Raw genomic sequence first — 21,666 nt, 5'->3', positions numbered from 1 at the left:
CGGACGGGCCCGCTCCAGTTCTCTGGGGCGGGCCCGTTCCGCGTCTGGTGAGAGGATCTTCGGATGAGTGACGACGTTGAGCCGGGACACGTACGGGTGCGGCTGGACCTTTCCTACGACGGGAAGGACTTCTCGGGCTGGGCGCGGCAGCGCGAGCGGCGCACGGTCCAGGGGGAGCTGGAGGACGCGCTGCGGGTCGTGATGCGGCTGCCGTACCCGGTCGAGCTGACCGTGGCCGGGCGCACGGACGCCGGAGTCCACGCCCGGGGCCAGGTCGCCCACGTCGATCTGGCGGAGGAGGTCTGGGCCGAGCACGGCGGGAAGCTGCTGCGGCGGCTCGCGGGGCGGCTGCCGCACGATGTGCGGGTCTGGCGGGTGAGCGAGGCGCCGCCGCACTTCAACGCCCGGTTCTCGGCGATCTGGCGGCGTTACGCCTACCGGGTCGGCGATCACCGCGGTGGTGTGGATCCGCTGCGGCGCGGTCACGTTCTGTGGCACGACCGGCCGGTGGACATCGATCTGATGAACGAGGCCGCGGCCAGGCTGCTCGGGGAGCACGACTTCGCCGCATACTGCAAGAAGCGCGAGGGCGCGACCACCATCCGGACGCTGCTCGACCTGCACTGGGAGCGGCCGGGCCCGGGCGAGGAGGACGCCGGGCTGGCGGTGGCGACCGTGCGCGCGGACGCCTTCTGCCACAACATGGTGCGCGCGCTGGTGGGGTCCATGCTGCTGGTCGGCGACGGGCACCGGCCGGTGGGCTTCCCGGCCGAGGTGCTGGCGGGGCGGGTCCGCCACTCGGCGGTCAACGTCGTGCGGCCGCACGGGCTGACCCTGGAGGAGGTCGGCTACCCGGCCGACGACCAGCTGGCGGCCCGGAATCTGGCGGCCCGCAACAAGCGGAGCCTGCCGGGGGCGGCGGCCGCTCCGGGGGCGGCCGGGCGGTAGCGGGCCGCGGCCGCCGCCGGCCACCGGTGACGGGACGGGGTGACCGGCGGCTCCGGGGCGGGCCGGGGCGTCCGGGCGGCGGTGATTCTCCGCCGGAGCAGCGATGAGTTTGCCGTCCCGGGGCGGTCGGTATGGGTAAACACTCTCGCGCTCCAGGAGGGCACCCATGATCGAAAAGGGCTTCACCACCTGTCTGTGGTTCGACGGCCGCGCCGAAGAGGCGGCGCAGTACTACACCTCGGTCTTCGAGGACGGGCGGATCGGGAAGATCAGCCGCTACACCGAGGCCGGTCCCGGGCCCGCGGGCTCGGTGGTCACCGTGGACTTCGAGATCAACGGCCAGAAGTTCGTCGCGCTGAACAGCGGGCCGGAGTTCAGCTTCACCGAGGCCATCTCGTTCCAGATCACCTGCGAGAACCAGGCCGAGGTGGATCACTACTGGGACCGGCTCACCGAAGGGGGCGGCCAGGAGGTCCAGTGCGGCTGGGTGAAGGACCGGTTCGGGGTGTCCTGGCAGATCATCCCGACCGTGCTCCTCGACATGGTCGGCGACCCGGACCCGGAGAAGGCCAAGCGGGCGACCGAGGCGATGCTCGGGATGAAGAAGCTCGACATCGCGGAGCTCCGGAAGGCCTACGAGGGCGCGTAGCCCGCCCGGCGGGGTCGCGGGCCGGCCGCGTCGTCCGTGACCGGGGCACACGGGGGTCCCGGTCACGGCCGGTGCGCTCCGCCGGCCCGTACGACGGCCAGGAGACCGCCGGCCGCGGGCCTCAGCCGACGCGCTGGGCGAGGAGGTGGCGGAAGCGGGCGTCGTGGGCGTCGGCGGGCGGGTCGTCGAGCCGGTCGACGAAGACGGCGACCAGGCTCGCGGGCGCGTCGTAGTCCACCGTGTCCGGGAGCCGGTGGCGGAGGTGGCGCCAGGCGGCGAGATTGGGGTGGTCGTAGTCGGGGCACGCCTCGGCGGGGGCGAGGAGCCCGATGGCCTCGTCGAGCTGGTCCACGGTGACGGGATAGGTGCGGGTGCCGACCCGGTGTTCGCAGACGGTGGAGAGCACGGCGGCCGGCAGATAGTGCTCACCGGCGTTGACCACGGGGAACTCGGTGCCCGAGGGCGTGATCAGGCCCAGCCCGTGGGCGGCGGGCCGCCGCCACCCGGGGAGCTGCCGCGTGAAGTGGTCCATCGCGGCGGCCAGGTGTTCCTTGGTGGTCCAGGCTTCCGCCACGATTCCCGCTCCCTCGCCCCGTACGCCCCGTAGAAGATCCGAACACCGTAGCGGCGCGCCGCGGGGCTGGACAGCCCTTGCGCGGGCCCGTCAGCGGGGCGTCGGAACCGCCGGACCGGACTGTTGCCGGGCGGCAACGGACCGTGTCGGGACGGGGGCGGGACGGCGCTCGCGCAGGCGCGGGACGGGGAGCCCGGCAGGGGAGCGGTGGCGGTCCGTACCGGTGCTCGCGGCTGCGCGGGGGGACGGGCGGGGTGCCTCGCGGCGTATGGGGTGGTCCGGCTCCTCGCGACGCCGCCGGTGCGGTTGCCCGCGCCGGTCAACCGCGTGTGACGCCACAGACCGTCCTCTTCGACCGGCGGGGCTGCGGCCGGAGCACCCCGCGGGCCGGCCGGGGCCGGTCACGCGTGCGGTGAGGCCGGTGGCCACGGGCCGTCCGACAGGCCGTACGCCGAGCTCAGCCAGGAGCTGAGCTGGGTGCGGGAGCGGATGCCGAGCTTGCGGTAGATCCGGGTCAGCGAGGCCTCGATGGTCTTGACGCTGAGGAACATCCGCGCCGCGACCTCCTGGTTGGTCGCCCCCTCGCCGACGAGGACGGCGATCCGTTCCTCGGAGTCCGTCAGGATGGCGAACGCGGCGGCTCCGGCCCCGTTCCCGTGCCCCGGTGCCGCCCCGGGCTCGCGGGCCGTGGCGGCCGCGCCCGCACCGGACGGGGCGCCGAGCGCGGTTCCGCCGGCCGTGCCCGTCCGGCCGGGTTCCGCTGTCGTGCCGTCGACCTGGGCCAGCAGGCGGCTCGCCTGTTCCGTCCACGGTTTCGCGCCGTGGCGGGTGAAGAGGGCCAGCGCCTCGCTGACGGCCGTACGCGCCGCGGCGGTGCGCCGACGCCGGCGTTCGATTCCGGCGCGGACCAGCAGGCAGTGGCCGCGTTCGAGCGGCTGCCCCAGCACCTCGAAGCGGCGCGCGGCCTGTTCGAGCAGGCGTACGGCCGCGTCGGGGCGGCCCTGTGCGGCGAGCAGTGCGGCCTCGGCGCGGTCGAGCTGCGCCATGACGCCGGCGCCGGGCGGCAGGGTGCCCGGCGCTCCTCCTGCTCCGGGTGTTCCGGGTGTTCCCGGTGTCCTGGGGGCTCCCGGCTCTCCCGGCTCTCCGGGGTCCGCGGGGCCCGGCCGGCGGTCCGTACGGGTGTGCGCTCCGGCGTCCCGCTTGCCGGCCTCCATGCTGCGAGGGCCGCCGGGGCCGCCGGGGGCTTCGGTGCCGCCCGGGCCGCCCGGGCCGCCCGGACCGCCCGGGCCGTCGTGCCGTCCGCCGAGCTCCACGGTGATCGCCTCGCGTGCCGAGGCGATGGTCTCCGCGGCCTCCTCATGGCGTCCGAGGGCCGTCAGCCCGGCCGCCAGATCGCTGTGCCAGCGGAGCACCAGGGGCGCCGACACCCCCTGTTCGCGTTCCAGCGCGCGGATGCGGAGCAGCGCCTCGACCCCGCGCCGCACGTCTCCGCCGCGCAGCCGGGCCTGGCCCAGGACGTGCAGATGGCGTCCCAGGAAGATGGAGTCGCGCTCCTGTTCGGAGGCGCGCACGCCGCGCTCCGCGTAGGCGACGGCCCGCTGGACGCTGCCGCCCGCCAGTTCCGCGACGGCGGCGTTGTACCAGGCAGGGCCGGGGCTGAGCGCGGCGTCCTCGGTGATGCGGATCGCCCGGTCGGCGAAGTGCAGCGCGTCGGCGCACCGGCCGAGCCGGGCCGAGACCTCGGAGAGGCTGCGCAGGACCTCCATGACCTCCTCGCCGTGCCCGCGCTCGGTGAGGGCGAGCATCCGCAGCAGGTCCTGGCGGGCTTCCTCCAGCCGGTCGTCGAAGACGGCGAACCGGGCGGCGTGGAAGCGCGGCGCCATGTGCAGCCGGCCGTCGACGGCGGGCTGCGGCAGGGCCAGCGCGGCGTCCATGATCGCCCGGTGGTCGGCGCGGCCCATGACCCGGGCGGCGATCGCGCGGATGCAGAGCGCCATGGCCTCGGTGCCGGTGTCCCCGACGGTGCGCGCCAGTCCGGCGGCCCGCTCCGCCTCCTCGGAGCCGGGGCCCGGGCGGCCGTCCACCAGCGCCGCCCAGGACAGCCGCAGCCGCAGCGGCGCCAGCAGGGACGGGTCGTCGCCCGCGTCGACGAGGGCGGCGGCGAACACCTCGTCGCGTTCGGCGAGTGCCTGCCCGGACAGGTCGATCAGCGCCAGCCGGACCCGTACCCGCTGGTCGCGGTGGGCGTCGGCGGCGAGGACGGCGTCGGCCGCGCGGTGCACGATGCCGGGGAGGCCCGCCGCCGCGCCGACCTCCGCGGCGGCCACCAGCCACTCCAGGCGCTCGGCCTCGAACTCGTACGGTGTGCGGTCGGCGGCCAGCAGGTACAGTTCCGCGGCCAGCCGGTGGGAGCCCTGGCGGCGGGCCGCCTCGGCGGCGGTGACCAGGGAACGGGCCACCTCGGCGTCGGGGTCGGCGGAGGCGAGGGCGCGGTGCCGGACGCGGCCCGCCGCGTCGGTCACGACCCCCGCGAGCACGGTGTGCGTGGCGGCCCGGTGCCCGGCCGACGCCGACTCGGCCAGGACGGTGCCGACCGCCGGCGGGGTGAACCGCAGGGTGCCGCTCTCGCTCACCAGCAGCCCGGCCTCGACGGCGCGGCGGATGTCCCGCTCGGCGTCCGCGCGGCCCGCCCGCAGCAGCAGCTCCGCCGTGGGATGCGCGGCCAGCGCGGCGACCAGCAGCGTCTCGCGGGTCTGCGAGGGCAGCGCGGCGACCCGCTCGCTGATGAGGGCGTGCACATGCCGGGGGAGCGGGACGGGACGGCCGTGCCGGGGGAGGCGGTCGGTGAAGGCGCCGCCGAGCGCCAGGGCGAGATACGGATTGCCGCCCGATTCCGCGTGCACGGTGTTCGCCACCCGGGCCGGCAGGCCGTACTGGTCCAGCAGTTCGGCCAGTTCGTCCGGCGCGAGCGGGGGTACGGCGATCTCCGTGGTGCCGGGCGGTACGGGCCACGGGGCCCGGCGGGCCCTGCCGTATCCCGGCCCCGGGGCCGGGCCCGTGCCCGTGCCGGGGTCCGGGAGGGGGCCGCCGGGAGCGCCGGACTCCGCTCCGGCGCCGGCCGGGGCCGCGTCCACGGCCTGTTCCGGCCGCTGCCCGGCGAGCAGGACGCGCACGGCACCGCCGGTCAGCCGCCGTGCCGCGTAGGCGAGGGTGTCGGCGGAGGCCGTGTCCAGCCACTCCGCGTCGTCCAGGAGCAGCAGTACCGGTCCCGCCTCCGCACAGCGGGTGAGCAGCGTCTGCCACGCGAGCCGGCAGGCGAACTGCGCGCGGCCCGCGGTGACGGCGGGACGGTCGCGCAGCAGCACCCCGTCCATGGCGGCGCGCTGCGGCCCCGGGAGGGCGTCCAGCCACGCGGCGGGCACCTGGCTCAGCAGCTCGGCGAGCGCCGCGTAGGGGATCCAGCGTTCGGTCTCGGCACCGGCGGCGCGCAGCACCAGTTCGCCGCGCGCGGCGGCGGCAGCGCCGGCGGCTTCCAGCAGGGCGGTCTTGCCGATGCCGCTCGGGCCGGTCAGGACGACGCTGCCGCCCGCAGCGATGCGGGATTCCACGGAGGCGAGGAGAGCCGCCCGGCCCACCAGACGGGGCGCGGACCGGAAGGCGGCTGCGGCCGGAACGGCCGGGGTGCCTGTGATGGTGTCCTCCCGGCTCGGAGCGGGACGGGACGGGATAACGCGCCGACCTTAACCAGCCCGGTGCGCGAGCGGCAATGGCCCGGCCGCTATTGCCGGAACCGGGCCGGACCGGAGCGGACCGGACGGGACCCGGCCGGAACGGGAGAGACGGGGCGGGATCCGGAGCGAGGGCCGGTGGACCGGCGGTCTCGTTTCGGGCGGGGCGGAGACCCCGGCGCGGGCCGCAGGCCGGGCCGGCGGGTGACCGGACAGCGGCCGGACCGAGCCGGCCGGCGCCGCGCTGCCCGGAGCTGCCCCTTCCGGAGCCGCCCCGGCCGGCGGTGTCAGCCGGCCTGGGCCGTGGCCGCCTTGGCCGCCTGTGCCTCGCCCCGGTTGACGATGCTGTTGAAGGTGTAGTCGGCGACGTCCTTGCCGGCCTGCCGCGCCCGGGTGTCGGCGGTGGTGACGTCCTCGCCGGAGGTGTAGCCGGCGACCGTGAAGTAGGCGTAGCGGCCGATGGAGTTGGCCGTCAGCCGGCAGGCCGTGGCCCGGCAGAAGACCGGCACGCCGTCGCCGGGCAGTGACCGGATGTTGCCGGTCGCGTCCTCCTTGGCCTTCGCCGCCTGCGCCTCGGTGCCGAACACGGCGACGCCCACGGTGACCGCGACGCCGTCCCGCGTGTACGTGGCCCGGATGACCTGGTCGCAGCCGTTCTCCGTCAGCGCGGGCGCGAGCCGGCCGGAGGCGGCGGTGGCGCAGTTGGTGACGGAGTCGGTGGCGCCCTTGCCGTACGCCCGGCTGGCCATGGTCATCCGGGTGTCCGGGAACAGGGTGGTCGCGGTGAGCGGTGCCGTGTCCTTGTCGGCGTCCGAGATGAACTCGCGCGGGTCGGGCGGAGGCGGCGGCTTGACCTCCGAGAAGGACGGTTCCGGTTGCTGTGGCTCGCTGGGCAGGGTCTCCGGCGCGGGGAGACCCTCCTGTCTGCCCTCGGCATTGCCCCCGTTGACGACGCCGAAGGCCACGATGGTGCCGACAATGGCCGTGGCGGCGGCCCCTCCGCCGATCAGCAGCATTTTGCGGCGGCGGTTGCGGGCGGCGGTCCGGTCCGCCATGGCGCCCCAGTCGGGCGTCGAAGAATCGAAGGAACCCCCGGGCCCCGAAAAGCCCCTTTGCCCAAAGCTCATGCGGTGCAGTCTAAACCGGTTGGTACCCCGGCTGTTGTCTTGTGACAATCGCCCGCATGGGGCATGTGGAAGTGGCGCACGTCGAGTATTACCTGCCGGACGGCAGACCTCTGCTGGTCGACGCCTCTTTCCGGGTCGGTGAGGGATCGGCCGTGGCCCTCGTCGGGGCCAACGGCGCGGGCAAGACGACTCTGCTGAAGCTGATCGCGGGTCAGCTCACGCCGCACGGCGGTGCGGTGACGGTCAGCGGCGGCCTGGGGGTGATGCCCCAGTTCGTCGGCTCGGTACGGGACGAGCGGACGGTGCGCGACCTGCTGGTGTCCGTCGCCCCGCACCGCATCCGCACGGCGGCGCGGGCGGTCGACGCGGCGGAGCACGCCATCATGACCACCGACGACGAGGCGGCGCAGCTCGGCTACGCGCAGGCGCTCAGCGACTGGGCGGAGGTCCGCGGCTACGAGGCCGAGACCCTGTGGGACATCTGCACCACGGCCGCGCTCGGCGTTCCGTACGAACGGGCGCAGTGGCGCGAGGTGCGCACCCTCTCCGGGGGCGAGCAGAAGCGGCTGGTGCTGGAGGCGCTGCTGCGCGGTCCGGACGAGGTGCTGCTGCTCGACGAGCCGGACAACTATCTGGACGTGCCCGGCAAGCGCTGGCTGGAGGAGCGGCTGCGCGAGACGCGCAAGACGGTCCTCTTCGTCAGCCACGACCGCGAGCTGCTGGCCCGCTCCGCGAGCAAGATCATCAGCGTGGAGCCGGGGGTGGCCGGCAGCGACGTCTGGGTGCACGGCGGCGGCTTCGAGACGTACCACGCCGCGCGCAAGGAGCGCTTCGCCCGGTTCGAGGAGCTGAAGCGGCGCTGGGACGAGGAGCACGCCCGGCTCAGGGCGCTGGTGCTGCGGCTGCGGCAGCAGGCGGCGAACAGCCCCGACATGGCCTCCCGCTACCGGGCGATGCAGACCCGGCTGCGCAAGTTCGAGGAGGCCGGCCCGCCGCCCGAGCCGCCGCGCGAGCAGGACATCCGGATGCGGCTGCGGGGCGGGCGCACCGGCGTACGGGCCGTGATCTGCGAGCGGCTGGAGCTGACCGGGCTGATGCGGCCCTTCTCGCTGGAGGTCCACTACGGCGAGCGGGTCGCCGTGCTCGGCTCGAACGGCTCCGGGAAGTCGCACTTCCTGCGGCTGCTGGCCGGTGACGAGGTCGCCCACACCGGAAGCTGGAGGCTCGGCGCCCGCGTGGTGCCCGGCCACTTCGCGCAGACCCATGCCCACCCGGAGCTGGAGGGGCGCACCCTCACCGACATTCTCTGGACCGAACACGCGCGCGACCGGGGCGCCGCCATGAGCGTGCTGCGCCGGTACGAGCTGGAGCGCCAGGGCGACCAGCCGTTCGGCAGGCTCTCCGGCGGCCAGCAGGCGCGCTTCCAGATCCTGCTGCTGGAGCTGTCGGGGACCACGGCCCTGCTGCTGGACGAGCCGACGGACAACCTCGACCTGGAGAGCGCCGACGCCCTCCAGCAGGCGCTGGAGGCGTACGACGGAACGGTGCTCGCGGTGACGCACGACCGCTGGTTCGCCCGTTCATTCGACCGGTTCCTGGTCTTCGGCGCCGACGGTGTCGTCCGGGAGACCCCGGAGCCGGTGTGGGACGAGACCCGGGTGGCCCGCGCCCGCTGAGCCGCGGGCCGGTCCGGCGCGTCCCGCCGGGTGCCCGGCCCGGGTGTGCAGCCCCGGGGCCCCGCCCCGGGCCGCCCGGGTGCCCGACTGCGGCGGCACGGGGCCGGTCGCCCGCCGTGCCGCTCGGCCGGGTCCGGTCCGGGCCGGGGCCGCCCGGGCCCGGCCGGCCGGGATCTCCCCGGCGGCACGGGCGGCCGCCGGCCGGCCCCGGCACCGCCCCCGTACCCGGAACACCGTGCCGGAACTCGCGGCGCCGACGCAGCCGAGCGCCAGCCACTGCACCGGCACCAGATGCTCGGACAGCAGGACGGCGCCCGCGAGCCCCGCGCTCACCGGTTCGAGGCTCTGCAGCACCCCCACCGTCCGGGGCGGAATCCGGCGCAGCGCGGCCATCTCCAGCGAGTACGGCAGCACCGTCGCGAAGACGGCCACCAGCGCGCCGACGATCAGCGCCCGCGTCCCCAGCAGCGCGGTCCCGCTCTCCGCCGCCCCGAACGGCACGGTGAGCACGGCCGACCAGGCGACGGCCAGCGCCAGGGGCGCGCCGTCGGCGGACCGGGCCCCGGCCCGCCGGCTGAGCAGCAGATAACAGGCCATGGAGGCGCCCGACGCCAGGGCGAGCAGTACCCCGGGCAGCGGGAGCCCGGCGCCGCCGGGCAGGTGGAAGAGCCAGACGCCGAGGCCCGCCAGGGCGGCGAGCGCGAGGTCGGCCGTCCGCCGGGAGGCCAGCAGCGCGAGCGTGACCGGCCCGATGAGCTGCAGGGCCGAGGCCGTGCCGAGCGGCAGGTACCGCAGCGCGGGATAGACGAGGTTCATGCCGGCGATCGCCGTCCCGAAGGCGAGGACGAGGAGGACGTCGGCCCGGGTGCGCGGCAGTGCGGGCCGGTGGAGGAGGAGCAGCAGCAGGGCGGCCAGTCCCAGCCGCAGGGCCACGACCCCCATTGGGCCGACCGTGTCGAACAGCTGTTTCCCCACGGCCAGACCGAAGTGGATGCTGAGCATGCTGCCCAGCACCAGAACGGGGGCGGTGGACTCCCTCATCCCCCAAGGCTCCGGCGCCCCAACTGTGTACGTCCATCGAACGTTTAGGGTCGAATTCCTTTAGCATTTGCTACATGGTCGATTTACGGAGACTGCGCGTCCTGCGCGCCCTGGCCGAGCACGGCACGGTGACGGAGGCCGCGGCGGCGCTCCACCTCACCCCCTCCGCCGTCTCCCAGCAGCTGCGGCAGCTCGCGCGCGAGCTCGGCGTCGAACTGCTCCGGCCCGAGGGGCGCGGCGTACGGCTCACACCGGCCGCGCGGATCCTGCTGCGGCACGCCGAGACGCTGCACACCCAGTGGGAGGCGGCCCGGGCCGAACTGGCCGCCGAGGGGCGGGAGATCACCGGCACCCTGCGGCTCTGCGGCGTCTCCTCGGCCGTCGCGGCGCTGGCCGCCCCGGCCGTGACGGCGTTGCGCACCGCCCATCCGGGGCTGACGGCCGAGGTGAGGGAGGAGGAGAGCGGCGACTGCTTCCGGCTGCTGCTCGCCGGTGAGACCGATCTGGCGCTCGTGCTGCCCGGCCCGGGGGTGCCGCCGGTGCCCGACCCGCGCTTCGAACAGTTCCCGCTGCTGGACGACCGTCAGGACCTGCTGGTGCCGGAGGGGCACCGGCTGGCCCGGCCGGGCGGGGTGACCCTCGCCGAGGCCGCGGCGGAGCCCTGGATCGTCAAGCGGCGGGACAACGACACCTTCGGGCTGCTGGCCGCCGCCTGCGCCGCCGCCGGGTTCACGCCCCGGGTGGCGCACGAGGCCAAGGAGTGGTTCGCGGTGTCGGCGCTGGTGGCCGAGGGGCTCGGGGTGTGCCTGCTGCCGCGGCTGGTGCCGCTGCCGTCCCCGCACGCGGTGGTCCGGGTGCCGCTGACCGGGGAGCCGGTGCCGTTCCGGCGGATCGTCGCGGGGACGCGGCGCGGCGGGGCGGGGCACCCGGCCGTCGCGGCCGGGCTCGACGCGCTCCGCGGGGCCGCCGCCGCGCGGCCGGGCGCGGTGCCGGCCGGCGGGCGGGAGGCGTTTTGACCGGCACGGGGGCGGGCCGGTATTCTGCGGGTTCGTTATGCGTATTGGCTTGCTCTATCTCACGTGAGGGGGCCTTACGCCGGTCCACCGGGCCGAACACCAGCGGCAGGCACGGGCTGCGTCACCCGTGGCGCCACGGCTGTCGTGATCGTCCGGGTGACCTTGTCAGGACCTTTCCCCACAGCCCTGGCGGGCTGGGGGAGACCCCATCACTGCAGAAGCGAAGGCTAACGACCGTGCGTACGTACAGCCCCAAGCCCGGCGACGTCCAGCGTCAGTGGTACGTCATCGACGCCACCGACGTGGTTCTCGGACGCCTGGCCTCCCAGGCCGCCACCATCCTGCGTGGCAAGCACAAGCCGGTGTACGCGCCGCACGTTGACGCTGGTGACTTCGTCATCATCATCAACGCCGACAAGGTGCACCTCTCCGGTAACAAGCGGACCCAGAAGCTGGCCTACCGCCACTCCGGCTACCCGGGTGGTCTGCGGTCCGTCCGCTACGACGACCTGCTGCGGAACAACCCCGAGAAGGCCGTGGAGAAGGCCATCAAGGGCATGATCCCGAAGAACTCGCTGGGCCGCCAGGTCCTCTCGAAGCTGAAGGTCTACGCCGGCTCCGAGCACCCGCACGCCGCCCAGCAGCCGGTTCCGTTCGAGATCACCCAGGTCGCGCAGTAGTCCGGCCACCCCCAACAGAAAAGAATCTGAGGAGAATCGTGGCCGAGACCACCGCAGAAGCCCCCGTCGTCGACGTCGAGGAGACCCCCGGCGTCGAGGAGTACACCAGCGAGTCGCTCGCGTCCCGCTTCGGCGACCCGCAGCCGGCCGCCGGCCTGGGCCGTCGCAAGAACGCCATCGCCCGCGTCCGCATCGTGCCGGGCAGCGGCCAGTGGAAGATCAACGGTCGCACCCTTGAGGAGTACTTCCCCAACAAGGTGCACCAGCAGGAAGTCAACGAGCCCTTCAAGGTGCTGGAGCTCGACAACCGTTACGACGTCATCGCCCGCATCAGCGGCGGCGGCATCTCCGGCCAGGCCGGCGCGCTGCGCCTCGGTGTGGCCCGCGCCCTGAACGAGGCGGACGTGGACAACAACCGCGGCCCCCTCAAGAAGGCCGGCTTCCTGAGCCGCGACGACCGCGCCGTCGAGCGGAAGAAGGCCGGTCTCAAGAAGGCCCGCAAGGCGCCGCAGTACAGCAAGCGCTGAGCGTTCACCCCACCGTACGACTCGCCCCGGCGGGCACACTCCGTGCCTGCCGGGGCGTTCGTCATATGGTCGGCCAGAGGCGTATACAGACAGCAGGACGCCCCGAAGCCAGGCAGGCTCCCGGCGAGATCACAGCAGTGTGCGGCCGTGCGCGGCACCTGTGCAGCACAGACGGAGGACACCAGTGGGACGACTCTTCGGCACGGACGGTGTGCGCGGTGTCGCCAACGCGGATCTGACGGCCGAGCTCGCGCTCGGCCTGTCGGTCGCGGCGGCGCACGTGCTCGCCGAGGCGGGTACGTTCGAGGGCCATCGCCCGACGGCCGTGGTGGGACGTGATCCGCGCGCCTCCGGAGAGTTCCTGGAATCGGCCGTCGTGGCGGGCCTCGCCAGCGCGGGCGTGGACGTCCTGCGCGTTGGTGTGCTGCCCACCCCCGCGGTGGCGTACCTCACCGGCGCGCTCGGCGCCGACCTCGGCGTGATGCTCTCGGCCAGCCACAACCCGATGCCGGACAACGGCATCAAGTTCTTCGCCCGCGGCGGCCACAAACTCGCCGACGAGCTGGAGGACCGCATCGAGGCCCTCTACACCTCCCACGGCGCCGGCGAGCCCTGGGACCGCCCCACCGGCGCGGGCGTCGGCCGGGTCCGCAATTACGACGAGGGCTTCGACAACTACGTCGCGCACCTCATCGGCGTCCTCCCGAACCGCCTCGACGGCCTCAAGGTCGTCCTCGACGAGGCCAACGGCGCGGCTGCCCGGGTCTCCCCGGAGGCGTTCGCGCGGGCCGGCGCCGAGGTCGTCACCATCGCCGCCGACCCGGACGGCCTCAACATCAACGACGGCTGCGGCTCCACCCACCTCTCCCTGGTCCGGGACGCCGTCCTGGAGCACGGCGCGGACCTCGGCATCGCCCACGACGGCGACGCCGACCGCTGCCTCGCCGTCGACGCCCAGGGCAACGAGGTCGACGGCGACCAGATCCTCGCCGTCCTCGCGCTCGGCCTGCGGGAGCAGGGCCATCTGCGGAAGAACACCGTGGTCGCCACCGTGATGTCGAACCTCGGCTTCAAGCTCGCCATGGAGCGCGAGGGCATCGAACTGGTGCAGACCGCCGTCGGCGACCGGTACGTCCTGGAGGAGATGAAGCGGGAGGGCTTCGCCCTCGGCGGCGAGCAGTCCGGCCACGTCATCATCCTCGACCACGCGACCACCGGCGACGGCACGCTGACCGGCCTGATGCTGGCCGCCCGGATCACCGCCACCGGACGCGGCCTGCGGGACCTGGCGTCCGTCATGGACCGGCTGCCGCAGGTCCTCGTGAACGTCCCCGACGTGGACAAGTCCCGGGTGGACTCCAGTGCCGAGCTGGCCGCGGCCGTCGCCGACGCGGAGCGCGAACTCGGCGCCACCGGGCGGGTGCTGCTCCGCCCCTCGGGAACGGAACCGCTGGTCCGCGTGATGGTCGAGGCACCCGACACCGAGCAGGCCCGCTCGGTCGCCGGACGGCTGGCCGACGCGGTGAAGTCCGCGCTGGGGTAGCCCGCGCCGGACGCCCGGCCGGTGCCCGCGGCCGGCCGGCGCCTGCTACCGGCCGGCCCCGCCCCCGGCCCGCTGCTCCGCCAGGGCGCGCTCACGCCGCTTCGTCCGCTCCAGCAGCTTCTTCTGGACGAGCAGGGTGAGCGCGCCCGCGGCGATGATGCCGGCCAGGTTCACCGCGAGCTGCACACCGGAACCGCGCAGCTCCTCCAGGTCGCCGTAGGCCAGCGCGGCGGCCGCGTTGGCCGCCGCGGGGATCGTCGTCACGGAGATCGCCACGCCGATCAGGGCGCCCGACTTCTCCGAGGTCAGCGAGAGCGTCCCGGCGATGCCCGCGAGCAGCGCCACCGCCAGCGAGACATGGCCCGGCTGCCAGACGAACTCGGTGGGCCCGTCCTCGCCGGCCAGCATGTCCGCGGTGAACACCCCGGTCGCGTCCAGCGCCAGGACGAAGGCCGTGGCGACGGCCACGGCGACCGCGAACCCGGCGGTCAGCGCGGTGAAAGAGCGTCCGGCCTCCCGCAGGCGTCCCAGCACCAGCCCGGTGCTCACCCCCGACAGCGGCCCGAACTCCGGGCCGACCGCCATGGCTCCCACGATCAGGACGGCGTTGTCCAGCATCACGCCGCAGGCCGCGATCATCACCGCGACCGTCATGAACGCCAGATAGGTGGCCGAGATGGTCGACTCCTCGTGGGTGGCCTCCGAGAGCTCCTCCCACAGCACCGCGTCCGCCGGCTCGCCCGGGGCGTCCCGCTCGGCCTGCTCGGCCCGTCGCGACAGGGAGACGGCGATGTCCTGGAGGGCGACCGACCCGTCCTCGTGGAGGCGCAGCTCCCGCAGCTCGTCCGTCAGTTCGTCGGCCGCCTCGCGCGCCACGTCGCACACCACCAGGTCCCCGGCGGGGTCCCGTCCGGCCCCCGGAACGACCATCAGGTTCGCGGTGCCCACGGCCCGCCGCAGCAGCGCCGTGACCTGCTCGGTGCGGTCGGCGGGGCAGATGATCCGGAGCTGCAGCATGGGCGCAGATTACGCGCGCCGGGCCCCCGGCCGGGTCACAGCTTGCGCAGGCTCAGCCGCTGCACCTTGTGGTCGGCGCCCTTGCGGAGGACGAGGTTGGCGCGGCCCCGGGTCGGGACGATGTTCTGCTCCAGGTTGGGCCGGTTGATCGTGCTCCACATCCGCCGGGCGTAGTCCAGCGCCTCCTCCTCGGAGACCTGGGTGTACTTGCGGAAGTAGGAGAACGGGTTCTGGAAGGCGGTCTCGCGCAGCTTGCGGAACCTGCCGAGGTACCACTGCTCGATGTCCTCGGTCCGCGCGTCCACGTAGACGCTGAAGTCGAAGTAGTCGGCGAGGCCGACCCGGGTGCGTCCGTCGTGACCCGGCAGGGCGGGCTGGAGGACGTTGAGCCCCTCGACGATCAGTATGTCGGGGCGGCGGACGGTCAGCCGCTCGCCCGGCACGATGTCGTAGATGAGGTGGGAGTAGACGGGGGCGGTGACCACGTCCCGGCCCGCCTTGACCTCGGCGACGAAGCGGGTCAGGGCCCGCCGGTCGTACGACTCGGGGAAGCCCTTGCGGGACATCAGGCCGCGCCGGTGCAGTTCGGCGTTGGGCAGCAGGAAGCCGTCCGTGGTGACGAGTTCGACCCGCGGGTGCTCCGGCCAGAGGGCCAGCAGGGCCTGGAGCAGCCGGGCCACCGTGGACTTGCCGACGGCGACGCTGCCCGCGACGCCGATGACGAACGGGGTGCCGGGCTGGACGCCGTGCCCGCTCGCGGTGTCGCCGAGGAAGGTGTTGAGCGCGCCGCGCAGATTGCCGGCGGCGGCCACATAGAGGTTGAGGAGCCGGGAGAGCGGCAGGTAGACCTCGCGGACCTCGTCGAGGTCGATGACGTCGCCGAGACCGCGCAGGCGTTCGACCTCGTCGGCGGTCAGGGGCAGGGGGGTCCGCTCGCGCAGCGCACTCCACTCCGCACGGGTGAGGTCCATATAGGGGGTGGCGTCGGAACGGCGTCGCTGCTGCGGCTCGGTGAGGGACACGAGGCCCATTGTGCGGGTGGGCGCGGAGCGGGACGGGGCGCGGGGGGTGCGGGAGCGCTCTCGTGCGCGCCCCCCGGGGCGCACATCCGTTCTCCCCGGGGCCTACACAGAATGTTCGGCACGGCATAACGTTCGGGCAACGGAACACCGGCCGAGAGCCTGCCCGGGGGAGCGGGGCGCAGGCGCGTCCCGCGGGCCGCCGGCCGTCCGCACCCGCGACCAGGGGGAACCCATGTCCGTATCCGTGCACGGCCCGGCCCGGATCTTCGGGCACCTGTTCGGCAGGCGGCGGGACGGCCCGGCCCCGCGGCCCCGGCGCCCCGACACCCGCGCGGAGCGGCGGGGAGCGGCGGGACGGATCGTCAGCGAGCTGGCCGACGAGCTGCCCGACGAGGACCTGATGGAGGACCTCGACGACTCCATAGACCTCTACCGGACGGGCTCCAAGCCCAGCTGCGAGGAGTCCGAGTACCTGTGGCTGCTGCGGGACGCCCGGGACCGGATGGAACGGGGCGGCTGACCGCACGCCGCTCCACCCGTGACCGCCGCCTGGCCCTCGCCGGACCCTCGCCGGGCCCCCGAGGCGGCCGGCCGCCGGTGCGGGGCCGTAGGCTGCGGTCATGTGCGGAATCGTTGGGTATGTGGGAGGGCAGTCCGCCCTCGACGTTGTCATCGCCGGTCTGAAGCGCCTGGAGTACCGGGGCTATGACTCGGCCGGGGTCGCCGTGCTCGCCGACGGCGGGCTGGCCGCCGCGAAGAAGGCGGGCAAACTGGCCAACCTGGAGAAGGAGCTGGCGGGCCGCCCGCTGCCGTCCGGTTCCACCGGTATCGGCCACACCCGCTGGGCCACCCACGGCGCCCCCACGGACGCGAACGCCCATCCGCATCTGGACAACGCGGGCCGCGTCGCCGTCGTCCACAACGGCATCATCGAGAACTTCGCCCAGCTGCGGGCCGAACTGACCGACCGGGGCCACCAGCTCCTCTCCGAGACCGACACCGAGGTCGTCTCCCACCTGCTGGCCGAGGAGTTCTCCTCCTGCGGCGACCTGGCCGAGGCGATGCGCCAGGTGTGCGGCCGGCTGGAGGGCGCCTTCACGCTGGTCGCCGTGCACGCCGACGAGCCGGACGTGGTGGTCGGCGCGCGCCGCAACTCGCCGCTCGTGGTGGGCGTCGGCGACGGCGAGTCCTTCCTCGCCTCCGACGTCGCCGCGTTCATCGCGCACACCCGCGAGGCGATCGAGCTGGGCCAGGACCAGGTCGTCGAACTCCGCCGGGACGGTGTGACGGTCACGAACTTCGACGGCAGCCCGGCCGACGTCCGCGAATACCACGTCGACTGGGACGCCTCCGCCGCCGAGAAGGGCGGCTACGACTACTTCATGCTCAAGGAGATCGCCGAGCAGCCGAAGGCCGTCGCCGACACCCTCCTCGGCCGGATCGACGGCTCGGGCACCCTGCTGCTGGACGAGGTGCGCATCCCGCCGTCCGAGCTGCGCGAGGTCAACAAGATCGTCATCGTGGCCTGCGGCACCGCCTACCACGCCGGGATGATCGCCAAGTACGCCATCGAGCACTGGACGCGCGTCCCCTGCGAGACCGAGCTGGCCAGCGAGTTCCGCTACCGCGACCCGATCCTCGACCACCGCACCCTCGTCATCGCCATCAGCCAGTCCGGCGAGACCATGGACACCCTGATGGCGCTCCGGCACGCTCGCGAGCAGGGCGCCCGCGTCCTCGCCATCTGCAACACCAACGGCTCGACGATCCCGCGCGAGTCCGACGCCGTGCTCTACACCCACGCCGGGCCGGAGGTCGCGGTCGCGTCCACCAAGGCGTTCCTCACCCAGCTCGTCGCCTGCTACCTCGTCGCGCTCTACCTCGGCCAGGTGCGCGGCACCAAGTGGGGCGACGAGATCCACTCCGTCATCCAGGAGCTGTCGGCGATCTCCGTCCAGGTCGGACAGGTGCTCGGCACGATGGAGCCGGTACGGGAGCTGGCCCGCAGCCTCGCCGGCAAGAACACCGTGCTGTTCCTCGGCCGGCACGTTGGCTTCCCGGTCGCCCTGGAGGGCGCGCTCAAGCTCAAGGAGCTCGCCTACATGCACGCCGAGGGCTTCGCCGCCGGCGAGCTCAAGCACGGTCCGATCGCGCTGATCGAGGAGGACCTTCCGGTCGTCGTGGTCGTGCCCTCGCCGCGCGGGCGGTCGGTGCTGCACGACAAGATCGTCTCCAACATCCAGGAGATCCGGGCCCGGGGCGCGCGCACCATCGTCATCGCCGAGGACGGCGACGAGACGGTGGTGCCGTACGCCGACCACCTGATCCGCATCCCGCCCACCCCGACGCTGCTCCAGCCGCTGGTGGCGACGGTCCCGCTGCAGGTCTTCGCCTGCGAACTGGCCACGGCCCGCGGCAACGAGGTGGACCAGCCGAGGAACCTCGCGAAGTCGGTGACGGTCGAGTGATCCTGGGCGTCGGTATCGACGTCGCCGAGATCGACCGCTTCGCCGAGGCGCTGGCGCGTACGCCCGCGCTGGCCGACCGGCTCTTCGTCGACCACGAACTGACGCTGCCGAGCGGCGAGCGGCGCGGTGTCGCCTCGCTCGCCGCCCGCTTCGCCGCCAAGGAGGCGCTGGCCAAGGCGCTGGGCGCGCCCCGGGGGCTCTCCTGGACGGACGCCGAGGTCGTCACCGAGTCGAACGGACGGCCGACGCTGCGGGTGAAGGGCACGGTCGCGGCCTGCGCGGCCCGGCTCGGGGTGACCGGCTGGCATGTCTCGCTGAGCCATGACGCCGGAGTCGCGTCGGCGGTGGTCATCGCGGAGGGCTGAGCCGCCGTTCAGCCGTCGTGGGGCGGGAGCCCGGCGGCACGGGCCGGACGGCCTCTGCCGCCGGGCCGGATGGGGGCGGTAGCGTCCGGTTATGCCCGTGCTGTGGTGGATCGTCCTGTCGGGCCTGGCCATGAGCGGTCTGGCCCTGTCGGGAGCGGTGGCGCTGCTGCTGCCCGAACGGCTCTTCGGACGAGTGGTGCTGCCGCTGGTCGGGCTGGCGGCGGGCGCCCTCCTCGGCGGCGCGCTGTTCCACATGCTCCCCGGCGCGGTGCGGGTGCTCGGCAACGGGCTGGGCGTCTACGCGTGGGTCGCGGCGGGCCTGTTCTTCTTCCTGGTGCTGGAGCAGTTCCTGCACTGGCACCACTGCCACCGGCCGCCCGAGGCGCACCGGGTCCCCCGGGGCCGGCCGCTCGGCCCGCTGATCCTCGTCGCCGACGGGCTGCACAACTTCATCGGCGGCCTGGCGGTGGGCGGCGCGTTCGTCGTCGACGTACGGCTCGGCGTGGCGACCTGGCTCGCCGCGGCCGCGCACGAAGTGCCCCAGGAACTCGGCGACTTCGGTGTCCTGGTGCACAGCGGGTGGAGCTCCCGCCGGGCGCTGGCCTTCAATCTGGCCTCGGGGCTGACCTTCCCGCTCGGCGGGCTGATCGCCTACGGCCTGGCCGGGCAGGTCGACGTGGCGGTGCTGGTGCCCTTCGCCGCCGGCAACTTCGTCTACATCGCCCTGGCCGACCTGCTGCCCGAGATCACCACCTCGCCGGTACCGCGCGAGAAGGCGCTCCACACGGCGAGTTTCGCGGTGGGGCTGGGAACGTTGCTGGCCCTCGCCCTGCTGATCTCCTGACCGGGGCCGCCGGCCGGTCCGGTGAGGCACGGGAGCGGGGGATGCGGGGGATGCGGGGGAAGCGGGGCGGTACGGGGCGCGGGTGTCCGTACCCCGTTCGGCGTCCTTCCGCTGGTCGGCGCGGGTGCCCCTTGCGAGGCTCGATCCGGTGGGCTCGTGGGCCGCTCGGTCCGGGCCCGCAGCCGGACCGCCCCGACACCCCCGGAGGACCCCTGATGGACATGCCGATCGTCAATGACTGCGCGGCCACCTCCTGCGCGTACAACCGGGAGAGCACCTGCCACGCGCTCGCCATCACCGTGGGCGATCCCGGCCACGCGCACTGCGACACGTTCATCGACTCCGGCGCCAGGGGCGGCGACATGTCGTCCACCGGCCGGGTCGGTGCCTGCAAGATGTCCGAGTGCCGGCACAACGACCAGCTGGAGTGCCGGGCGCCGGGCATCACCGTCGGTTTCCAGCAGAACGCGGCCGACTGCCTCACCTACGCGCCCGCGTGACCGGTGCCCCGCCCCGGTGATGTGACGGTGGCCGGACCGGGTGTGCCGGGAGCGGCCGGACCGGTCCGCGGACCGGGACACTGGGGACATGAGAACTGCGTACAGCGTGGAAACCGTACGGGCAGCCGAGCGCGCGCTGATGGCGCGCCTCCCGGAGGGGGCGCTCATGCAGCGCGCGGCCGCCGGGCTCGCGGCCGCGTGCGCCGGACTGCTGGGTCCGGGACGGGTGTACGGAGCGCGGATCGCGCTGCTGGTGGGGAGCGGTGACAACGGCGGTGACGCCCTCTACGCCGGGGCCCGGCTGGCCCGGCGGGGAGCCGGTGTCACCGCCGTTCTGCTCTCCGCGGACCGCACCCATGCCGGTGGTCTCGCCGCCCTGCGCGCGGCGGGCGGCTGGGCGGTACCGGCGGCCGGGGAACCGGGGGAGACGGCGGGGCCGGGGGAGCCGGGGGAGTCGGCGGAGGCCGGGACCACGGAGACGGGGTCCGCGGAGACCCGGGCCGGGGGCGGCCGCAGGGCCGGCGGGAGGGCCGGCGGGAGGGGGACCGGCACCGCCGGCCGGACGGTCGGCCGTGCCGCCCTGGCGGCCGTCCGCCGGGCGGATCTCGTCCTCGACGGGATCGTCGGCATCGGCGGGCACGGCGGACTCCGCCCCGCCGCGGCCGGACTGGCGCTCGCCGCGCGGGAGTCCGGGGCGGCGATCGTGGCGGTGGACCTCCCCAGCGGCATGGAGGCCGACACCGGCGAGATCACGGGAACGGCCGTACGGGCCGACGCGACGGTCACCTTCGGCACCTACAAGCCCGGCCTGCTGATCGACCCGGGGGCCGGGCACACGGGCGCGCTGCGGCTGGTGGACATCGGCCTGGCCCCGTATCTGCCGGACGTCCCCGAACTGGAGGCGCCGCAGCACGCCGACGTGGCCGCGCTGCTGCCCGTGCCGACCGGCGAGAGCGACAAGTACCGGCGCGGAGTCACCGGCGTGGTGGCGGGCTCGGCGCGCTACCCGGGCGCCGCGGTGCTCGCCGTGGCGGGCGCCCTGCGCGGCGGGGCGGGCGCCGTACGGTACGTGGGCCCGGCCGGGGACGCCGTGATCGCCCGCTTCCCCGAGACCCTGGTGCACGGGGGACCGCCCGCGAAGGCGGGCCGCGTCCAGTCCTGGGCCGTCGGTCCCGGCCTCGGGGACGGCCCGGAGGCGCGCCGGGCGGTGAAGGACGTTTTGGCCTCGGACGTGCCGGTGCTGGTGGACGCGGACGGGCTGCGCCTGCTGGACCGCAAGCAGGTGCGGCGCCGGACGGCGCCGACGCTGCTGACCCCGCACGCGGGCGAGGCGGCCGCGCTGCTGGGTGTGGCCCGTGAGGAGGTCGAGGCGTCGCGGCTGTCCTCGGTGCGGCGGCTGGCGGCGGAGTTCGGGGCGACCGTGCTGCTCAAGGGTTCGACGACGCTGGTGGCCGCCGCCGACGGGCCGGTACGGGCCAACCCGACGGGCACCGGCTGGCTGGCCACGGCGGGCACCGGTGACGTGCTGTCCGGGCTGACGGCCTCTCTGCTGGCGGCGGGCCTGGAGCCCCGTGACGCGGCCTCGGCGGGCGCGTATCTGCACGGACTGGCGGGCCGTCTGGCGGCGGGGCGCACGGGGGCGCCCGTGGGAGCGTCCGACGTGGCGGCGGCCCTGGTGACGGCCTGGCGCGATGTCGCCTCGGCCACCGCCTAGCCTCCGTCACCGGCTCCCCGTCCGCCTCCGGCTCACTCTGCGCCTCCGGCCGGCCGGCTGACCGCCCGGCTGCCCGGCTGCCCGACCCGCTCGTCCGGCCGGCCCGGTTCGGCCGTCCGCCCAGGGCCCTCTCGCCCTGGGGAGCCGGGCGGACCGGGCGGCGTGATCGAGTCCGGCACCAGGCACTGAGCAACCAGGCACCGGCAACCAGGCACCGGCAACCAGGC

The 21,666-nt window shown here is 74.6% G+C and carries 19 protein-coding genes; 13 read left to right on the top strand and 6 right to left on the bottom strand.

The window, feature by feature from the left end; genetic code table 11:
* Nucleotides 1-63 precede the first annotated feature (63 nt).
* The gene (gene truA, locus LIX60_RS12445) at nt 64-948 is read left to right on the top strand and encodes a tRNA pseudouridine(38-40) synthase TruA (RefSeq protein ID WP_227958508.1); all 885 of its coding nucleotides are present in this window, start codon (nt 64-66) and stop codon (nt 946-948) included.
* A gap of 166 nt (nt 949-1,114) precedes the next feature.
* Nucleotides 1,115-1,597, top strand: coding sequence for a VOC family protein (locus LIX60_RS12440; protein WP_227958507.1), 483 nt, complete (start codon nt 1,115-1,117; stop codon nt 1,595-1,597).
* Nucleotides 1,598-1,718: 121 nt separating this feature from the next.
* Here the strand turns inward: LIX60_RS12440 and LIX60_RS12435 are convergent, their stop codons facing one another.
* From LIX60_RS12435 to LIX60_RS12425, 3 genes are all read right to left on the bottom strand, one after another.
* On the bottom strand, nt 1,719-2,171 hold the full coding sequence (locus LIX60_RS12435) for a hypothetical protein (RefSeq protein ID WP_227958506.1): 453 nt from the start codon (nt 2,169-2,171) through the stop codon (nt 1,719-1,721).
* A gap of 401 nt (nt 2,172-2,572) precedes the next feature.
* The gene (locus LIX60_RS12430; RefSeq protein WP_227958505.1) at nt 2,573-5,806 is read right to left on the bottom strand and encodes a LuxR family transcriptional regulator; all 3,234 of its coding nucleotides are present in this window, start codon (nt 5,804-5,806) and stop codon (nt 2,573-2,575) included.
* Between the two features lie 380 nt (nt 5,807-6,186).
* Nucleotides 6,187-7,026 (bottom strand): hypothetical protein, encoded by an 840-nt coding sequence (locus LIX60_RS12425; protein WP_227958504.1) that lies wholly within the window; start codon nt 7,024-7,026, stop codon nt 6,187-6,189.
* A 56-nt stretch (nt 7,027-7,082) separates the two neighbouring features.
* Here LIX60_RS12425 and LIX60_RS12420 point away from each other — a divergent pair, with 56 nt between their 5' ends.
* Complete coding sequence (locus LIX60_RS12420) at nt 7,083-8,702, top strand: ABC-F family ATP-binding cassette domain-containing protein (protein ID WP_227958503.1); 1,620 nt, start codon at nt 7,083-7,085, stop codon at nt 8,700-8,702.
* Here the strand turns inward: LIX60_RS12420 and LIX60_RS12415 are convergent.
* Nucleotides 8,607-9,743 (bottom strand): DMT family transporter, encoded by a 1,137-nt coding sequence (locus tag LIX60_RS12415; protein ID WP_227958502.1) that lies wholly within the window; start codon nt 9,741-9,743, stop codon nt 8,607-8,609. The genes LIX60_RS12420 and LIX60_RS12415 overlap by 96 nt on opposite strands.
* A gap of 74 nt (nt 9,744-9,817) precedes the next feature.
* Here LIX60_RS12415 and LIX60_RS12410 point away from each other — a divergent pair, with 74 nt between their 5' ends.
* The 4 genes from LIX60_RS12410 to glmM all read left to right on the top strand — a co-directional run bounded on the left by LIX60_RS12410 (nt 9,818) and on the right by glmM (nt 13,509).
* A complete protein-coding gene (locus tag LIX60_RS12410; protein ID WP_227958501.1) occupies nt 9,818-10,759 on the top strand; it encodes a LysR family transcriptional regulator in 942 nt (313 codons plus the stop codon).
* A gap of 236 nt (nt 10,760-10,995) precedes the next feature.
* Complete coding sequence (gene rplM, locus LIX60_RS12405; protein WP_019707852.1) at nt 10,996-11,439, top strand: 50S ribosomal protein L13; 444 nt, start codon at nt 10,996-10,998, stop codon at nt 11,437-11,439.
* Between the two features lie 38 nt (nt 11,440-11,477).
* Nucleotides 11,478-11,966 (top strand): 30S ribosomal protein S9, encoded by a 489-nt coding sequence (rpsI, locus tag LIX60_RS12400; protein ID WP_043473138.1) that lies wholly within the window; start codon nt 11,478-11,480, stop codon nt 11,964-11,966.
* A gap of 184 nt (nt 11,967-12,150) precedes the next feature.
* A complete protein-coding gene (glmM, locus tag LIX60_RS12395; RefSeq protein ID WP_227958500.1) occupies nt 12,151-13,509 on the top strand; it encodes a phosphoglucosamine mutase in 1,359 nt (452 codons plus the stop codon).
* Nucleotides 13,510-13,554: 45 nt separating this feature from the next.
* On the opposite strand, the gene LIX60_RS12390 is transcribed toward glmM, so the two are convergent.
* Together LIX60_RS12390 and coaA are read right to left on the bottom strand one after the other, a co-directional pair.
* The gene (locus tag LIX60_RS12390; protein ID WP_227958499.1) at nt 13,555-14,526 is read right to left on the bottom strand and encodes a DUF389 domain-containing protein; all 972 of its coding nucleotides are present in this window, start codon (nt 14,524-14,526) and stop codon (nt 13,555-13,557) included.
* A gap of 35 nt (nt 14,527-14,561) precedes the next feature.
* Nucleotides 14,562-15,557 carry a type I pantothenate kinase gene (gene coaA / locus LIX60_RS12385; RefSeq protein WP_227958498.1) on the bottom strand — a complete coding sequence of 332 codons (996 nt, stop codon included), beginning with the start codon at nt 15,555-15,557 and terminating at the stop codon, nt 14,562-14,564.
* A gap of 223 nt (nt 15,558-15,780) precedes the next feature.
* Here coaA and LIX60_RS12380 point away from each other — a divergent pair, with 223 nt between their 5' ends.
* From LIX60_RS12380 to LIX60_RS12355, 6 genes are all read left to right on the top strand, one after another.
* Nucleotides 15,781-16,068 (top strand): hypothetical protein, encoded by a 288-nt coding sequence (locus LIX60_RS12380; protein ID WP_227958497.1) that lies wholly within the window; start codon nt 15,781-15,783, stop codon nt 16,066-16,068.
* Nucleotides 16,069-16,168: 100 nt separating this feature from the next.
* Entirely contained in the window at nt 16,169-18,016 is a 1,848-nt protein-coding gene (gene glmS, locus LIX60_RS12375) for a glutamine--fructose-6-phosphate transaminase (isomerizing) (protein WP_227958496.1), read from the top strand.
* Nucleotides 18,013-18,381 carry a holo-ACP synthase gene (locus LIX60_RS12370; RefSeq protein ID WP_019707859.1) on the top strand — a complete coding sequence of 123 codons (369 nt, stop codon included), beginning with the start codon at nt 18,013-18,015 and terminating at the stop codon, nt 18,379-18,381. The genes glmS and LIX60_RS12370 overlap by 4 nt, the downstream gene beginning before the upstream one ends.
* A gap of 91 nt (nt 18,382-18,472) precedes the next feature.
* Complete coding sequence (locus LIX60_RS12365; RefSeq protein WP_227958495.1) at nt 18,473-19,225, top strand: ZIP family metal transporter; 753 nt, start codon at nt 18,473-18,475, stop codon at nt 19,223-19,225.
* Between the two features lie 215 nt (nt 19,226-19,440).
* Nucleotides 19,441-19,725: a DUF1540 domain-containing protein gene (locus LIX60_RS12360; protein ID WP_227958494.1), complete on the top strand. Its 285-nt coding sequence runs from the start codon at nt 19,441-19,443 to the stop codon at nt 19,723-19,725.
* A gap of 88 nt (nt 19,726-19,813) precedes the next feature.
* Nucleotides 19,814-21,439, top strand: a complete 1,626-nt coding sequence (locus LIX60_RS12355) for an NAD(P)H-hydrate dehydratase (RefSeq protein ID WP_227958493.1) — start codon at nt 19,814-19,816, stop codon at nt 21,437-21,439.
* Nucleotides 21,440-21,666: the final 227 nt, after the last annotated feature.

It is taken from the genome of Streptomyces sp. S07_1.15 (assembly GCF_020739505.1).
Taxonomy (GTDB): Bacteria; Actinomycetota; Actinomycetes; order Streptomycetales; family Streptomycetaceae; genus Streptomyces; species Streptomyces xinghaiensis.
This window is presented reverse-complemented; position numbering and strand designations above follow the sequence as displayed.

Coding starts and splice junctions, on each gene's coding strand:
- truA (WP_227958508.1), top strand. CDS start 64: ATGAGTGACGACGTTGAGCCGGGACACGTACGGGTGCGGCTGGACCTT.
- LIX60_RS12440 (WP_227958507.1), top strand. CDS start 1,115: ATGATCGAAAAGGGCTTCACCACCTGTCTGTGGTTCGACGGCCGCGCC.
- LIX60_RS12425 (WP_227958504.1), bottom strand. CDS start 7,026: ATGAGCTTTGGGCAAAGGGGCTTTTCGGGGCCCGGGGGTTCCTTCGAT.
- LIX60_RS12420 (WP_227958503.1), top strand. CDS start 7,083: ATGGGGCATGTGGAAGTGGCGCACGTCGAGTATTACCTGCCGGACGGC.
- LIX60_RS12415 (WP_227958502.1), bottom strand. CDS start 9,743: ATGAGGGAGTCCACCGCCCCCGTTCTGGTGCTGGGCAGCATGCTCAGC.
- LIX60_RS12410 (WP_227958501.1), top strand. CDS start 9,818: ATGGTCGATTTACGGAGACTGCGCGTCCTGCGCGCCCTGGCCGAGCAC.
- LIX60_RS12390 (WP_227958499.1), bottom strand. CDS start 14,526: ATGCTGCAGCTCCGGATCATCTGCCCCGCCGACCGCACCGAGCAGGTC.
- coaA (WP_227958498.1), bottom strand. CDS start 15,557: ATGGGCCTCGTGTCCCTCACCGAGCCGCAGCAGCGACGCCGTTCCGAC.
- LIX60_RS12380 (WP_227958497.1), top strand. CDS start 15,781: ATGTCCGTATCCGTGCACGGCCCGGCCCGGATCTTCGGGCACCTGTTC.
- glmS (WP_227958496.1), top strand. CDS start 16,169: ATGTGCGGAATCGTTGGGTATGTGGGAGGGCAGTCCGCCCTCGACGTT.
- LIX60_RS12365 (WP_227958495.1), top strand. CDS start 18,473: ATGCCCGTGCTGTGGTGGATCGTCCTGTCGGGCCTGGCCATGAGCGGT.
- LIX60_RS12360 (WP_227958494.1), top strand. CDS start 19,441: ATGGACATGCCGATCGTCAATGACTGCGCGGCCACCTCCTGCGCGTAC.
- LIX60_RS12355 (WP_227958493.1), top strand. CDS start 19,814: ATGAGAACTGCGTACAGCGTGGAAACCGTACGGGCAGCCGAGCGCGCG.